17 protein-coding genes are annotated in these 15542 nt (G+C 60.6%); 6 read left to right on the plus strand and 11 right to left on the minus strand.

The genetic code is table 11. The features are described 5' to 3' along the window. Position 1: 1 nt before the first annotated feature. Both J1W56_RS20330 and J1W56_RS20335 read right to left on the minus strand, forming a co-directional pair. Positions 2–1249, minus strand: a complete 1248-nt coding sequence (locus tag J1W56_RS20330; protein ID WP_223615107.1) for a 3-methyl-2-oxobutanoate dehydrogenase (2-methylpropanoyl-transferring) subunit alpha — start codon at positions 1247–1249, stop codon at positions 2–4. 289 nt (positions 1250–1538) lie between these two features. Next, the gene (locus tag J1W56_RS20335; protein ID WP_223615108.1) at positions 1539–2687 is read right to left on the minus strand and encodes a DUF2336 domain-containing protein; all 1149 of its coding nucleotides are present in this window, start codon (positions 2685–2687) and stop codon (positions 1539–1541) included. A gap of 347 nt (positions 2688–3034) precedes the next feature. Here J1W56_RS20335 and J1W56_RS20340 point away from each other — a divergent pair, with 347 nt between their 5' ends. Together J1W56_RS20340 and J1W56_RS20345 are read left to right on the plus strand one after the other, a co-directional pair. Further along, positions 3035–3490 carry a MaoC family dehydratase gene (locus J1W56_RS20340; protein ID WP_223615109.1) on the plus strand — a complete coding sequence of 152 codons (456 nt, stop codon included), beginning with the start codon at positions 3035–3037 and terminating at the stop codon, positions 3488–3490. After that, a complete protein-coding gene (locus J1W56_RS20345) occupies positions 3490–4359 on the plus strand; it encodes an HpcH/HpaI aldolase/citrate lyase family protein (RefSeq protein WP_223615110.1) in 870 nt (289 codons plus the stop codon). Before J1W56_RS20340 ends, J1W56_RS20345 begins: the two co-directional genes overlap by 1 nt. 173 nt (positions 4360–4532) lie before the next feature. On the opposite strand, the gene J1W56_RS20350 is transcribed toward J1W56_RS20345, so the two are convergent. Both J1W56_RS20350 and J1W56_RS20355 read right to left on the minus strand, forming a co-directional pair. Next, positions 4533–5138, minus strand: coding sequence for a flavin reductase family protein (locus J1W56_RS20350; protein WP_223615111.1), 606 nt, complete (start codon positions 5136–5138; stop codon positions 4533–4535). Between the two features lie 6 nt (positions 5139–5144). Continuing rightward, the gene (locus tag J1W56_RS20355; RefSeq protein ID WP_223615112.1) at positions 5145–5726 is read right to left on the minus strand and encodes a nitroreductase family protein; all 582 of its coding nucleotides are present in this window, start codon (positions 5724–5726) and stop codon (positions 5145–5147) included. A gap of 124 nt (positions 5727–5850) precedes the next feature. Here J1W56_RS20355 and J1W56_RS20360 point away from each other — a divergent pair, with 124 nt between their 5' ends. Then, complete coding sequence (locus J1W56_RS20360; protein WP_223615113.1) at positions 5851–6894, plus strand: hypothetical protein; 1044 nt, start codon at positions 5851–5853, stop codon at positions 6892–6894. A gap of 29 nt (positions 6895–6923) precedes the next feature. Here the strand turns inward: J1W56_RS20360 and J1W56_RS20365 are convergent, their stop codons facing one another. The 6 genes from J1W56_RS20365 to J1W56_RS20390 all read right to left on the minus strand — a co-directional run bounded on the left by J1W56_RS20365 (position 6924) and on the right by J1W56_RS20390 (position 12554). Then, complete coding sequence (locus J1W56_RS20365) at positions 6924–7748, minus strand: lysophospholipid acyltransferase family protein (protein WP_223615114.1); 825 nt, start codon at positions 7746–7748, stop codon at positions 6924–6926. Positions 7749–7953: 205 nt separating this feature from the next. After that, complete coding sequence (locus tag J1W56_RS20370; RefSeq protein WP_223615115.1) at positions 7954–8652, minus strand: RES family NAD+ phosphorylase; 699 nt, start codon at positions 8650–8652, stop codon at positions 7954–7956. Further along, entirely contained in the window at positions 8646–9059 is a 414-nt protein-coding gene (locus J1W56_RS20375) for an MbcA/ParS/Xre antitoxin family protein (protein WP_223615116.1), read from the minus strand. The genes J1W56_RS20370 and J1W56_RS20375 overlap by 7 nt, the downstream gene beginning before the upstream one ends. Positions 9060–9456: 397 nt before the next feature. Then, positions 9457–11439: a threonine--tRNA ligase gene (gene thrS / locus J1W56_RS20380; protein ID WP_223615117.1), complete on the minus strand. Its 1983-nt coding sequence runs from the start codon at positions 11437–11439 to the stop codon at positions 9457–9459. A gap of 295 nt (positions 11440–11734) precedes the next feature. Continuing rightward, positions 11735–12100 carry a membrane protein insertion efficiency factor YidD gene (yidD, locus tag J1W56_RS20385; protein ID WP_223615118.1) on the minus strand — a complete coding sequence of 122 codons (366 nt, stop codon included), beginning with the start codon at positions 12098–12100 and terminating at the stop codon, positions 11735–11737. Between the two features lie 7 nt (positions 12101–12107). Beyond that, positions 12108–12554, minus strand: coding sequence for an iron-sulfur cluster assembly scaffold protein (locus J1W56_RS20390; protein WP_223615119.1), 447 nt, complete (start codon positions 12552–12554; stop codon positions 12108–12110). A gap of 278 nt (positions 12555–12832) precedes the next feature. On the opposite strand from J1W56_RS20390, the gene folE reads away from it, so the two are divergent. The 3 genes from folE (at position 12833) to J1W56_RS20405 (ending at position 15021) form a co-directional block, all read left to right on the plus strand. Then, positions 12833–13459: a GTP cyclohydrolase I FolE gene (folE, locus tag J1W56_RS20395; protein WP_223615120.1), complete on the plus strand. Its 627-nt coding sequence runs from the start codon at positions 12833–12835 to the stop codon at positions 13457–13459. 26 nt (positions 13460–13485) lie between these two features. Continuing rightward, complete coding sequence (gene hisI / locus J1W56_RS20400) at positions 13486–13905, plus strand: phosphoribosyl-AMP cyclohydrolase (protein ID WP_223615121.1); 420 nt, start codon at positions 13486–13488, stop codon at positions 13903–13905. 216 nt (positions 13906–14121) lie between these two features. Then, complete coding sequence (locus J1W56_RS20405; RefSeq protein WP_223615122.1) at positions 14122–15021, plus strand: patatin family protein; 900 nt, start codon at positions 14122–14124, stop codon at positions 15019–15021. A gap of 23 nt (positions 15022–15044) precedes the next feature. Here J1W56_RS20405 and J1W56_RS20410 read toward each other — a convergent pair whose 3' ends face one another. Beyond that, positions 15045–15476 (minus strand): CBS domain-containing protein, encoded by a 432-nt coding sequence (locus J1W56_RS20410; protein WP_223615123.1) that lies wholly within the window; start codon positions 15474–15476, stop codon positions 15045–15047. Positions 15477–15542: the final 66 nt, after the last annotated feature.

Here is a 15542-nt window from a genome sequence, read left to right on the forward strand (position 1 = left end):
CTTACACTCCCGCCTGCTGGCGCTGACGACGCAGATGCGGCGGCATTTCCTCGTAGACACCTTCAAACATGTCGCGCGCCGACGGCTTGCCGCCCGCATGCAGCGTGCCGAAACTTTCGGCTTCCTTCTGGGCGGTGATCACGCTGTCGAGAATTTCCGCTTCGGCCTGGGTGTGGCGCTCCTCCGACCAGACGCCGCGCCCGATCAGATGGTTCTTCAGCCGCATGACGGGATCGCCAAGCGGCCAGGCATCGGATTCGGTCTTCGGCCGGTAGGCGGACGGATCGTCCGAGGTGGAATGCGCCCCGGCACGGTAGGTGACATATTCGACGATGGTCGGGCCGAGATTGCGCCGCGCCCGCTCGATGGCCCATTTGGCCACGGCGAAGACAGCGAGATAATCGTTGCCGTCAACCCGCAAGGCAGGCATGCCGAAGCCGAGGCCGCGCGCGGCGAAGGTGCCGGCACCGCCGCGGGCAATGCCCTGGAAGGTGGAGATCGCCCACTGGTTGTTGACGATGTTGAGGACAACCGGGGCCTTGTAGGTGGAGGCAAAGACCAGTGCGGCGTGGAAATCCGATTCCGCCGTCGATCCGTCGCCGATCCAGCCCGCCGCGATCTTGGTGTCCTTCTTGATCGCCGATGCCATGGCCCAGCCGACGGCCTGGATATACTGCGTCGCCAGATTGCCGGAGATCGAGAAGAACCCGTGTTCTTTCGAGGAGTACATGATGGGGAGCTGGCGGCCCTTGAGCGGATCTCTTTCGTTGGAATAGATCTGGCACATCATCTCGACCATCGGGTAGCCGCCGGCAATGAGCAGACCGGCCTGACGATAGGTCGGGAAATTCATGTCGCCCGGCGACAGCGCCATGCGGAAGGCGCAGCTCACGGCTTCTTCGCCCAGATGCTGCATGTAGAAGGAGGTTTTGCCCTGCCGCTGGGCGATCTGCATGCGCGCATCGAAGGTGCGCAGCGTCATCATGTGGCGCAGGCCTTCAATCAGCTGCTCGTCCGTCAGTTCGCCAGCCCAGGGGCCGACGGCTTCGCCATCGCGGTTGAGAACACGGATGATCGAAAACGCCAGATCGCGGATTTCCTCCGGATTGGCATCGACGGGCGGACGTCGCACCGAACCCGCTTCGGGAATGTTCACATTGGAAAAATCCGGCTCGCCGCCGGGACGCACGGCCGGTTCCGGCACGTGCAGGCTTAGTGGACCAAATTCACTCGTGGAATCATCGGGCATTCAGCAGACCTCCCAGTCACGCGACGTTTCCGCACTCTACCATGAAATATTAGGTCAGTAATACTGTCTTATTATTCCGCCCTGCTCCCCGGAAATGCCTGCAGACATCAATATCCGGCGGCAACAATATGAAATCTATGATCATTCCGGCGTGGCTTCGGGACCGGGCCACGGCGCTGCGCCGGAAAAAAGCAATTTTGCATCACGGAACACGCGGCCCGCATATTCATTCGTTCACACGGGCATCGGATTTTGTAATCAAATGCGCGCTCGTGTCGAAAAAGCCGGGTCAGGCGGCGGCGATGGCCAGGGCGTGGCTGCGCGCATTCTCCCGAATCGCTTCCAGATAAATCTTGCGCAGGAGCGACTGCATGCCGTCATTGGCCGGTGTCAGGTCGTGCGCCATTACAGGCTTTTCCGGCGCAAGACGCTCCATCATGCGGCGCGTGACTTCCTGCGGCCCGATGGACAGCCGGCCATTGGCGACATCGCGCCAGGCATGCAGCGCGACGCGCAGCGGCTGGTGCGTGCTGTCGGGCAGTCCGGCGGCACTGAACAGCGCGCCGAGCGCCGCATCGCGGCCATCGATCAAAAGGTTGCGCACCCGGGCAAGGTTGTGCCCGGACAGCGCCACCAGAATGGCGCCAAAAAAATCGATCTTGCCGGAGGCGACGATGCGGATGACAAAGGCGGTGGTCAGGTCGCCGCGCAGCTGCAAATGCTCGATCAGCGCCGGATATTGCGCTGGCGGTGTTTCGGCAACCAGACTGATCGAGGCCTTGACGCAGGCTTCACTGGTGATGCGCCTGGCACGGCGCTCGCCCATCAGGGCCATGACCATATCCATCTGGCACAGGGCTTCGGCCACCTTGATCGCCAGCGCATGGCGGCAATCGGCGGGCAAGCGGTCATCATCGGCGAGCAGCGACCGGATATCGGCGACATGACCAAGGCGCTCGACCAGACGACGGAAACTGATATCGGCAATCTCGGCGCGGCTGTTGGCCAGCAGTTCGAGAATGGCAACCGGTTCGGCGATCTCGATGAGAGCGGCACTGACGGCAAAGGACACCTTGGCCCTGCCCGCAATCACCCCCTGGCTTTCCGCGCAGCCGCCGGCAATGCAGTCGATCAGGTCGATATCGGTCAGCACCGTCGAGCGCGCCAGCATGTAGGCGGCGATTTCCGCCTGGTCGCGTGCCAGCCCGGCGACGATGTGAGCCGGGGCATGGGCGCTGGTGGAGAAAGCTTCGGCCAGGGTAAGGCGCACTTTTGGCGATGGGTCGTCCAGCAGCACCGTCAGCGCCGCCTCCGCCGCACAGCGATCCTCGAAGGCGCGTCCGGTTTCGAGATAGACATGGGCCAGCGCGCCTGCGGCATGGCAACGCTGCGCCGCAGAAGCATGTCCGACCATCGCCAGATAATGCTGTATTGTCATGAATTTTATACCCCAAGCCCTTATTGCAGATAAGGCTAGCGGCAAAAGGTTTACGATCGGTTCACCATGTCGATTAACCATGTTCAATCAGTCACAAAGCAGAAGTTTATGCTGCTAGTGGAACGAATTTGACATTCGCATCCCATTTGACATCATCTGCCACATGCGAATGTCAAATTCAAAGTTCCACTAGAAACATAGACTTGCTAGTGGTCCTTTGATTCTGACATTTGCCTCAATGGCCTGTATCAACGGGATGCAAATGTCAGAATCGGACCACTAGGTTGCGAACCTGCCGAAGCCGACCTAGTCTTTTGCAAAAATTCGCATTGAGGAGACGCCAGCACATGGCCGGACTGTATCTGGAAGAATTCGAAGTCGGGCACGTGTTCAATCACAGCCTGCGCAAGACCATCACCGAGAGCGACAACATGCTGTTCTCGGTCATGACGCTCAACACGCAGCCGCTGCACATCGATTTCGACTTCGCCGCCAAGACCGAATGGGGCAAGCCGCTGGTCAATTCGCTGTTCACGCTCGGCCTGATGATAGGCATCTCCGTCAATGACACCACCATCGGCACGACGATTGCCAATCTGGGCATGACCGACGTGACCTTCCCCGCGCCGCTGTTCCACGGCGATACGGTGCGGGTGGAGACAACAGTGCTTTCAACGCGGCCGTCCCAATCCAAGCCGGATCGCGGCATCGTCGCGTTCGAGCACCGTGCCTACAATCAGAACGGTGTTCTCGTTGCCAAATGCACGCGCCAGGCGATGATGAAATCCCGGAGCGCTGCCTGATGCGCTCGCTTTTGTTCGTGCCGGGCGATTCGGAAAAGAAGCTGGAAAAGGGCCTCGCCAGCGGCGCGGATGTGCTGCTGATCGATCTCGAAGATTCGGTCAGCGCCGAACGCAAGCCCGCTGCCCGGCAGATCGCGGCGGATTTTCTCAAATCGAACCGGGATAAAAGTGCGCCGCGCCTGTTCGTGCGCATCAACGATCTGGCGAGCGGCCTTGCCGATGCCGACCTCGGCGCGGTCATGCCGTCGCTGCCCCACGGCATTATCCTGCCCAAATCCAACTGCGGCAAGGATGTGACGCGGCTGTCGGCCAAGCTGAACGTGCACGAGGCCCATGCGGACGCGGCGGAGGGCTCGACGCGGATTCTCGCCATCATCACGGAAACCGCGCTCGGCACCCTGTCGGCGGCCAGCTACCCCGATGCATCGGCACGGCTGATCGGTCTCACCTGGGGTGCGGAAGACCTGTCGGCGGTCATCGGCGCGCGCGCGGTGCGCGATGACAACGGGCGCTATACCGACGTGTTCCGGCTGGCGCGAGCCCTGACCGTTCTCGGCGCTTCGGCCGCCGATGTCGCCGCCATCGATACGGTCTACATCAACTACAAGGACGATGCCGGGCTTGCCCGCGAATGCGCCGAAGCGGAGCGCGACGGCTTTACCGCCAAGCTTGCGATCCATCCGGCGCAGGTCCCGGTGATCAACGCGGTGTTCACGCCCTCGGCCGAAGCGGTGGCACAGGCGCAGAAGATCATCCGGGCCTTCGCCGACGATCCCGCGGCGGGCGTCATCGGCATTGACGGGCTGATGTTCGACCGCCCGCATCTGCGCCGGGCGGAACGGCTGATGGGGCGGGTTGGTGCTGCTTAGGCCGTTCGACGGCATGCCTGACAGTGCGTGGTTCGACAAGCTCACCATGAGGGATGAAGCGAGCTGCAGGGCTGCTGTACTCTGCAACGCCTGTGATGAGCTTTGCAATCAACCACTTCCCTCATGGTGAGCTTGTCGAACCACGCACTTCGGTAAGTGCAAGGCTTTTTACCTTACCCCTCCCATTTCGGCCGGAACATCTGAAACGTTTCCGACACCGTGGCAAAGTCCATGTAGCCAAGGCGCGACACCGGCTGCGCCTTGGTCATGTCGACAAGGCCGTTGGTCAGGATCGCCTCGTCAATGTGAACGCCGACGACTTCGCCGGTGACCATCAGCGCTTGCACCGGATTGCCGTGCCGGTCGGTCGGGTGACGGATGTCGGTGACGACGCATTCCAGCGTCGCAAAGGCTTCGGCCACGCGCGGCGCGCCGATCAGGTTGCAATCGGTGGCATTGAGGCCGGCATATTCGAACTCGCTGACGCCGCGCGGCGCATTGACCGACGTCTTGTTCATGGCCACCGACAGGTTGGCGCTGACGAGATTGGCGGCAAATTCCCGCGTTTCCTCGATGAAGGTGACGCTGTCCTTGCGCCCCTCCGAGGAAAACATGATCAGGCAGGGTTTCGTGCTGATCATGTTGAAGAAGGAATAGGGCGCCAGATTGATTTTGCCCTCCGCCGAACGGCTGGATATCCAGCCGATGGGACGGGGCGAAACGATGGCCTTCAAGGGATCATGCGGCAGGCCATGGCCATCATCGAATTTGTAGAACATGGCGGCTCAGCCCTTCCACGGTCCGGCATATTCGGACAGGATATCCTTTACCTCCGGACGCGGGCGTTCCGGCACTTTCGTATCGCAGCTGCCGATATGGACGAAACCGGCCACCCGCTCATGCGGCGCCAGCCCGAGCAGCGCCCGGCCCTTCTCATCGGATGAATACCAGTTGCTGATCCAGTTGGTGGCATAGCCGAGGCCGTTGGCCGCATGGACGAGGTTCATCGCCGCCGCGCCAGAGGACAGGAACTGCTCCCATTCCGGAATGTGATGATCGACCTTGGAGAAGATCACGCCGATGACCAGCGGCGCGCGGGCAAAGCGCTTCAGCTCCTGCTCACGCCGCTGTTCGGTCAGCGGCCCTTCCCGCTCCTCGGCCAGATCAGCGAGATATTTGCCAACCTCGACGCGCGCATCGCCGCGATAGAGGACAAAACGCCAGGGTGTCAGGCGGCCATGATCGGGCACGCGCGCGGCGATGCGGACCATGGTTTCGATCTCCGCATCGCTTGGTCCGGGAAGGCCAATGGCGGAAATGGGGGTTGAGCTGCGCTGCGACAGAAATTCAATGATGGGAGAAGGCATGAAACGGGGTACCAGATGCTGTTTTTCGAATGGGCGGACAATGTCGCTGTTTCACCGGCCGTGTAAAGTCATGATCGCGTGAAAAAGCCTTGAAATTGCCACCGGCTTCGGATCAAAACAGTGCATGGGCATATTCGACACTCAGAAAGCGGGCTTCGGCTCCGGCACATCCTGGATTTTGCCGGCGGCACTGGCAGCAACCCTGTTGACCACGGGCCTGCTGACCACCGGCGCCCGGGCGCAGGCGCTTGCACCCGACATCGCCACGCCCGATGTGGAATTGCCGTCGATCCCCAACCTCAACCAATATGCCAACCCGAAAGCCCCGACCAACAATCCGCTTGCCACGGAAGCCGAGCTGGTCCTGTCGGCGAAACTGGCGGAAAACGGCGAAAACATCGGCCGCGGCCTCGTCTGGCGCGTGTTCTCGCCCGATGCCGATGCGGATGGCAAGCTGCCCCTGCTGGCAACGGCCAAGGGTGGCACGACCTCGTTCAACCTCGCCCCCGGCAGCTATCTCGTGCATGTGGCCTTCGGCCGGGCGGGCGCCACCAAGCGCATCACCATGACCCGCGCCAAGCGCAACGAGACAATGATTCTCGACGCGGGCGGCGTCAAGCTCAACGCGGTTCTGTCCGGCGGCGCGCGCATCCCGCAGGATCAGCTGCGATTCTCCATCTATGAGGATCACGAGGACGCCAGCGGCGAACGGGCGCTCATCATTCCCGACGTCAAGCCCGAAAGCGTCGTGCGGCTGAATGCCGGGACCTATCAGATCGTCTCCAATTATGGCACGGCCAATGCGGTCATCCGCGCGGATATCCGCGTCGAGGCCGGCAAGATCACCGAGGCCAATGTGGAGCATCGTGCCGCGCAGCTGACGATGAAGCTGGTGCGCGAGGCGGGCGGCGAAGCGCTTGCCGACACCGCCTGGTCGGTGCTGACGACCTCGGGCGACATCGTGCGCGAAAGCGTCGGCGCCTTCGCCTCCATGGTGCTGGCGGAAGGCGAATACGTCATCATCGCCAAGAACAAGGACAAGATTTACCAGCGCGATTTCAAGGTCGTTGCCGGGCGCAACCAGGATGTGGAACTTCTGGCGACCAACGGCGCCAGCGCCGCCTCCACCGCCAATCAGCCCGCCAGCGGCGACGATCCGCTGGACTGAGCCGCGGGACTGGGCCGCTGGACCGGGGCTCAGCGGCGCGTTGCGGCCGGAGCCAGCGCAAACACCGCGCCATACATATAATCCAGCAAATTCTTGCGGTCGGCCAGCGGCGCCAATTCCGACCAGTCCATCGTGCGGCCGATGCGCACGGTGATGGCCTTGCCGGACAGCTTGCGGAATTCGCGGATGAGCAGCGAAATGCGCAGCGTCATCGAAATCTTGCTGGCGAGATGGAAAACCCGGCCGTTCTGCCCGCCGAAATACACCGGGATGACCGACGCCTTGGCCTGCTGCACCAGCTTGGCCGGAAAAATCTTCCAGGGCAGATCCTCCGCCCGGCCAAAGCCCTTGGGCGCCGTGGCAACGCCGCCCGCCGGAAAGACGACAATGGTGACGCCTTCTTTCAGCAAACGCACCGCCTCATGGCGGGTGGCCATGTTCATCGCCACCGCTTCCTTGGTTTCGTCGAAGCAGACCGGCAGCGCATAGGGGCGGATTTCCGGCACCTTCATCAGGTCGTTGTTGATGAGCACACGGAACGGCCGGCCGAGCTGCTCGGCCAGCGCCAGCGCGGCGATGCCGTCGCCGATGCCGAAGGGGTGGTTGGCGACGATCACCAGCGGCGTATCGGGCAGATGCTGCGGCGGCCACTGGTCCGCAACGTCGAGCCTGATGTTGATCAGGTCCATCATGCGGCGGAACACATCGATTCCCGCCGGAACGATGTCGGTGCGCCAGGCGTTGTAGAGCCGGACATAGTGGTCGCGGCCGGACAGGCCTTCAATCGAACGGATCAGCCATTGGGTGATGCGCGACTGGGTGTCATTGGCGTAGGAGAGTTCTCTGAACTGCACGATCGCATCCCGGCAAATAATGAAACGGCTGAATAGTCACGCAACTCCATGACAGCGTGATGAAAGTCACCACGCTGTCACAAAGCAATGTGCGACATCTGCTAGATTACTTTGTGAACTGGCGCAACAGAGCAGGCTTATTAAGACTCTTTTCGGCGCTCGTGCATTTTTCCGGCCGTATGGAGCAAGTGTCACAAGCCACCTGTCACGTTACCGCCAGGACTGCTCCGGTATCGTACTGACGCACAAAATCGACCCGCGTGCCGTTCCAGTGATAGCAGTAGTGCCGTCCCTGGACAGGAATGGTTATGGCGTCCGGCCAGAAGATGCCGATGCACCGTTGACCGGGCATTCGAACACTGTTCCACAGGAGGCCATCGCTTCCCGCGGCCCGAAGTCCACGTCCCTCAACCTGCGAAGCGGTGTAATCGTGCGGATGAAGAACGTCAGGCACTGCATTCACGTCATCCAGTGCCCGGTCCACGCTGCCCACCAAGACGCGAAAGTCCGACGTCCACCCCGGAGGCTGCGGCGTTGAATGCATGAATTTTTGATGGTGATGTATGGTTTCGGCAACGGCAACCTCTTCACTCTCGCCTGCATAGTAGATGCCATAGCTACCGTCCGTGAAGCGACCCGGCCGTCCTGTGGAGCAATGGACAAAGGGGGCCATTAGATAACTGGCGCCGACGCCCGAAACGCGACGGTGCGCGGGTACCTTGCCAAGATCGCCCACCTCAAATCGAATGCGCGGATTCGTTTTTGCCTCGACAGCGACAAGGGCCTCCCAGTCACGCGGATCGGCGATGTCCTCGAACAAATCGATAGGCGGATAGATGGATCGGATGATGCGGTAGGTTTTGGGCCACTGTACCTCTGTTCGGACAGCAAGGCCACTTACCACGCACTGCGCTCCGCATCGAGCCATTCACGCATCACCGCCAGATCAGAAAGCTCGCCTTGCAGCATCACGTCGAGCGCTGACTTACCGCCAAAAGCCGTATTGGGCGCTTTGATCCACTCATATCCTCTTGCTGGGTCCTTAAACAGGTGTCGGACGCCCTTATGAATACCCATCAGGTGAGCCATCCGCATTTTCAGGTCTCGATCGATACGCCCCACATTGCCTTCTTTCCAACGCGCCCATGTGCGGGCTGACAGACCACCGAGCAAGGTACAGGCTTGTGCATCCGTGAGCTTCCAGGCGCTGAAGAGGTTCACCGTTGTGCGGGCAAGCGCCCCTGCTTCCACATCGCTGATCTCAGCAGATGACCGGTTGAATGGGGTCGAAGCAATAGGCTGGAGTTGCATGGCACTCTCTCTTTCTGGCATAAAGTTAGCATATTATCGCCAATTGGCAAGAACCATCTTTTCGTGCGACCATCAAGCTGACGGCTTTTGCAAACGACAATCTCGTCGCACTTCCATTGGATTGTTTTGGGAAAGCATCTGTCAGATTCAGCTCCAACTCTTCGACACCTGCCATACGCGATTTATGCTTCGTTTTCCCCGGCCATGGCGCGCCCATCCACATTACATTTGTGGAGGCAGTTTATCAGGCGATGTGCATCCCCGAAATCCGCAGAGCTACCGAGGCATACAAGCCCGCATTGCTCAGCGCCCGCTGAAACAGCTGTATTCACTGGCGCACGCAACGCCATGACAGCGTGATGAAAGTCACCACGCTGTCACAAAGCAATGGGCCGGCCTACTCCGCAGCGGCGCGCAACAGGTCCGGCGGCGTGGCTTCCTCGCCGAGCTGCCGGATCGCATCATCAAGGCTGAGCGACGTCTGGTTCTGCGAACCCAGACGGCGCATGTTCACCGTCCGCTCCTCCGCCTCGCGCATGCCGCAGACGAGAATGACCGGTACCTTCTGCAGGGAATGCTCACGCACCTTGTAGTTGATCTTCTCATTGCGGAAGTCGGTGATGACCTGCAGCCCCGCCGCCTTCAGTTCCTTGGCGACCTGCCTGCCGTAATCATCGGCTTCCGTGGTGATGGTGGCCACAACCACCTGCACCGGCGCAAACCACAGCGGCAGATGACCGGCAAAGTTTTCGATGAGAATGCCGAGGAAGCGCTCCATCGAGCCGCAGATGGCGCGGTGGATCATCACCGGCTGCTTCTTCTCGGACGTCGAGTCGATGTAGAAGGCACCGAACCGCTCGGGCAGGTTGAAATCGACCTGCGTCGTGCCGCATTGCCATTCGCGGCCGATGGCGTCCTTCAGTGTGTATTCGAACTTCGGGCCATAGAACGCACCCTCGCCCGGCAGAATACCGGTCTTGATGTCGTTCGACTGCTGCTGGATCTGCTCCAGCACACCCATCATCACGCTTTCAGCCCGATCCCACAGCGCATCGGAACCGACGCGCTTTTCCGGGCGCGTCGACAGCTTGATGGTGATCTCGTCGAACCCGAAATCCTTGTAGACGGACAGGATCAGATCGTTGATGCGCAGGCATTCGGCCGCCATCTGTTCGTCCGTGCAGAAGACATGCGCATCGTCCTGCGTGAACCCGCGCACGCGCATCAGCCCATGCAGCGCGCCCGATGGCTCATAGCGGTGCACATTGCCGAATTCCGCAAGCCGTACCGGCAGATCGCGGTAGGACTTCAAGCCATGCTTGAAGATCTGCACGTGGCCGGGACAGTTCATCGGCTTGAGGGCGAACACACGCTCGTCATCGGTTTCATCACCGGCAACCGTCACCTTGAACATGTTGTCGCGATACCAGCCCCAGTGACCCGACGTCTCCCACAGCGATTTGTCGAGCACCTGCGGCGCGTTGACTTCCTGATAGACGCCGTCGAGACGGCGGCGCATGTAGCTGACCAGCGTCTGGAACATGCGCCAGCCCTTGGCGTGCCAGAACACGACGCCGGGGCCCTCCTCCTGGAAATGGAACAGGTCCATTTCGCGGCCGAGCTTGCGGTGATCGCGCTTTTCCGCCTCCTCCAGCACATGCAGGTAGGATTGCAGCTCGGCATCGGTGGCAAAGGCGGTGCCGTAGATGCGGCTGAGCATCGGGTTGTTGCTGTCGCCGCGCCAGTAGGCACCGGCCACCTTCATCAGCTTGAAGGCATTGCCGACCTGGCCGGTCGAGGCCATGTGCGGGCCGCGGCACAGGTCGTACCAGTCGCCCTGCGCATAAATCTTCAGGTCCTGGCCTTCCGGTATCGCATCGACCAGCTCGACCTTGTAGGCCTCGCCCTTGTCGGCAAAGACCTTGCGGGCCTTTTCGCGCGACCAGATTTCCTTGGTGAACGGCTTGTTGCGGGCGATGATCTCGCGCATCTTCTTCTCGATGAGCGGCAGGTCATCGGGCGTGAAGGGCTCGTTCTTGGCAAAATCGTAGTAGAATCCGTTCTCGATCACCGGTCCGATGGTGACCTGGGTGCCCGGAAACAGCTCCTGCACGGCCTCGGCGAGGACGTGGGCGCAATCGTGCCGGATCAGCTCAAGCGCACGCGGGTCGTCGCGGGTCAGGATCTCGATGCTGCCGGAATGCTGCAGCGGGTCGGACAGATCGCGCACGACCCCGTCGACCGCATAGGCCACGGCCTTCTTGGCCAGGGATTTCGAAATGGATTCGGCAAGTTCCGCACCGGATATGGCCGCGTCGTATTCGCGCTTCGAGCCATCGGGGAATTGCATGGATACAGTTTTGGAAACTGTCTGTGACATCAGTTGCTCCTATCCAGTCCCGCCAACAATCGCGGGTGGTGTTTCATGACCGGAACGGCTCCGGCGAGCGGACTTTTATGCGCAGATTGATCCGGCGTAAAGTGGCGGTTGAGGAAAAGCGGGTTTTGCGGTCCACGATGAGCGTGGTGCGTGACCGGACGTGACTGCGATATAGATAACAATAGCAAACTAACGATATCTATTGTTCCCAAAAACGTCCGCATGGGCCGAATCCGAGATGGCCCGCGCTTAATCGGCGCCCCGGGTGGCGTTAGACCAATGCTGACAACCTATTCTATATATTTTGCTTGCCCACACCCCAGTACCGCCACGGCATGTACCAGGCAAAACGCTTGTCCAGCATCGTCGGCACCGGATCAAGGCCGCTGGTGCCGCCCGGCCCGCAGCGGACGAACCGGAACAGGCCCATCCACCCCCCGGTCCACAGGCCGTAACGGGCAATGGATTCATAGGCATATTCGGAACAGGTCGGCAGGTGGCGGCAGGAATTGCCGATGAAGCCGGACAGCGTCAGCTGGTACAGCCGGACGAAGGCCGTGCCGAACAGCCGCCCCGGCGTTTTGCGCCATGGTCCGTTCCAGTTGCGGGAATATTTCTTTCCCGCCGCAGGGGAATGGTTGTGGGCGGGGTCAGCGCACATCGGCGGTTCAGGCGGCCGCTTCGGCGTTTTTCTTCTCGATCTGGTCGAGGCAATCCACCACGGCCTCGAAGGTCAGCATGGTGGAATTGTGCCGGGCCTTGTAGTCGCGCACCGGCTCGAGAAATTTCAGGTCTTCAAAGCGCCCCTGCGGCGGCGCCCCATTCTCTTTCAGCATTTTGAACATGGCATCGCGCACAGCGTGCAATTCCTCGCTGGTCGCGCCGACCACATGCCGCGCCATGATGGATGACGACGCCTGGCCGAGCGCGCAGGCTTTGACGTCATGGGCGAAATCCGTCACCACGCCGTCCTTGACCTTGAGATCGATGATCACTGTCGAACCACAGAGTTTCGAATGCGCCGTGGCGGTTGCATCGGGATTGTCCAGACGGCCAAGGCGCTGGATATTCCCGGCAAACTCCAGAATGCGCGTGTTGTAGACGTCATTGATCATAATGAGCTTCCGCTGGTGACACGGCCCGAAGCGAAGCGCAAACAGACAATTGTCCATCGCTTTGGCCCTATGAATCCCGAATTCACTCTCTATATAGTATGTGAGCGGGCGAGCACAAAGCGCCATGGCGTAAATTCTGCGTCAATGGTAGATGTAGTCGCCCAGGTTCAGCCTCAGGGCCAAGCCGGCTTCAATACACCACGTATTCGTTTCGGAACGACTATCGTGTATTGCCGTTTAACTCGTCGCTCCCTTGAGGGCGACTACGGGAGATCGCGATGGATGCGGTAATAAAAAGTTTGCAGTCACCGACTGGCAATCAGAACAACCTACGACGCCCAACTCAGGAAGAAGCGGAAGCTGCCGTTCGCACGCTGCTGCTTTGGGCCGGCGACAATCCAGACCGCGAAGGCCTGCTCGACACGCCGCAGCGCGTGGCAAAAGCCTATAAGGAACTGTTTTCGGGCTATGATGAAGACCCGGAGGAAGTGCTTGGACGCACCTTTGAAGAAGTTGCCGGTTATGACGACATCGTCTTCATCAAGGACATACCGTTCTTTTCGCACTGCGAGCATCACATGGTTCCCATCATCGGCAAGGCGCATGTCGCCTATCTGCCCGATGGCGAGAAAGTGGTCGGCCTGTCGAAGATCGCCCGCGTCGTGCATATCTATGCCCGCCGCCTGCAGACGCAGGAGAGCATGACAGCCCAGATCGCCAATGCGATCCAGGGGTCGCTGCGCCCGCGCGGCGTGGCCATCATGATCGAGGCCGAGCATATGTGCATGGCCATGCGCGGCATCCGCGTGTCCGGTTCGACGACGACCACCACCACCTTTACCGGTGCCTTCAAGGGTGATGTCAACGAACAGGTCCGCTTCATGACCCTCGTCAAGGGTCGCTAAACCAGTCTTTTCCAGAATTGGCAGTCATGTCCAACGGTTCCTTTTCGTCGCCCCTTGCCGACAAACATGCAAACGAAGAAGGCGCGGTGTTCGCACCGCGCTTCGATGCCGCCGGTCTCGTGACCGCCGTCGTCACCGATGCGCGTGACGGCCATCTCCTGATGGTGGCGCACATGAATGCGCAATCGCTGCACCTGACTTTGGAAACCGGCATCGCCCATTACTGGTCGCGGTCGCGCCAGTCGCTGTGGAAGAAGGGCGAGACCTCCGGAAACCTGCAGACCGTTGTCCGAATGCGCACCGATTGCGATCAGGATGCGCTTTGGCTGGAGGTAACGGTGGCTGGAAACGGCCCGACGTGCCATACTGGCCGCCGATCATGTTTCTACCGTCAGGTCGTCAGCGAAAATGGCACATCCCATCTGGTCATGACGCCGGAGGCGTAACAAATTTCTGCTCTCCGGTGCCCTGAACTCCACGGTCTCATTTTTGATTGGTTGGCTAAGCGGCCATAATTCCGCAATATTCATCCTTTGGATACCAAAGTGAGGGGATAATGTGCGAATACGACTTTAGGAGTGCATGCCATGCTCGAATGGGCATCGCGACGGCTACGTGCGGCAGAACCGATTGGCGTTACGAACGGTCCTGAAACACCTGTCATGGATCCGCCCCCCCACAGTGACAAGAGAGCCCCAATCGCGCTGGCGCTGGGCGGCGGCGCGGCGCGCGGCTGGGCGCATATCGGCGTGCTGCGCGCGCTCGACGAGGCCGGTATCGAGATTTCCATGATTGCGGGAACGTCGATCGGCGCGCTGGTCGGCGGCTGTTATCTCGGCGGCAAGCTCGACCAGCTGGAGGAATTCGCGCGCAGCCTGACCAAGCGCGGCATTTTCTCGCTGCTGGACCTGCGGTTCGGCGGCAGCGGCCTGTTCGGCGGCATGAAGCTTGACAAGCGCCTGCGCGATCATCTCTCCGAGCTTTCCATCGAAGACCTGCCGAAACCGTTCATCGCGGTATGCACGGAGATCAATACCGGCCACGAAATCTGGCTGACGCGCGGCAACCTGATCACCGCCATGCGGGCATCCTATGCCCTGCCCGGCGTGTTCGAGCCGGTCGAGTGCAACGGCCGCATCCTGGTGGACGGCGCGCTGGTCAATCCGGTGCCGGTTTCCGTCTGCCGTTCCTACGAACAGCCGCTGGTGGTGGCGGTGAACCTGCACTACGACCAGTTCGGGCGTGCCGCGGTGATCAAGCATTCCGCCGGAGCGACGCTTGCCGCCGATGCCGAACGCGAGGGCGCGGTGGCGCATTTCCGCGCGGCGCGCGCCACGCGGCTTGGCATTACCGGCGTGATGATGGAATCGTTCAACATCATTCAGGACCGGATTTCCCGCGCCCGCATGGCCGGCGATCCGCCTGACATCGCGTTGCTGCCGAAAATCGGCCATGTGGGGCTTGCCGAGTTTCACCGCGCCGACGAGGCGATCAAACTCGGCTATGAGGAAACCATGGCCCGGCTCGGCGAGCTCGAGCGCATGCAGAAGGTCGTGTTCTGACCCGATCCGTCCGTGCAACCGCTTCAGGCGGTTGCGATATAACTGCGAATTTCCTGGGACTCGCGCTCCACTTCCTCGATGCGCAGCTTCACCACGTCGCCGATGGACACGATACCGTGCAACCGGCCATCCTTCTCGACCGGCAGGTGGCGGAAGCGGCCGCGGGTCATCATTTCCATGACCTGGTTGACCGTATGCTTTTCCGTGCACACGCTGACCTTGATGGTCATGATTTCGGAAACGGGACGCCAGAGCACATCGGCGCCATCGGCAGCAATGGCGCGTACCACGTCGCGCTCGGACAAAATACCCTTGATGGCCTTCTTGTCATCGACGATGACAATGGCGCCGATCTTGTGTTTGGCAAGTGCGGCGACCGCGTCGCCAAGGGTCGTTTCGGGTGCTGCGCTAAAAACGTCGTAGCCTTTGCGTTCCAGTATCATTTTGACTGTCATGTACGTCCTCCTTGCACATAAGTCTTAACGCTGACCGCCGCGATCCTCCTTTATCCCGGCGATCAA

Origin of the sequence: Phyllobacterium calauticae (assembly GCF_019991125.1) — a bacterium.
In the GTDB taxonomy this organism is placed as follows: Bacteria; Pseudomonadota; Alphaproteobacteria; order Rhizobiales; family Rhizobiaceae; genus Phyllobacterium; species Phyllobacterium calauticae.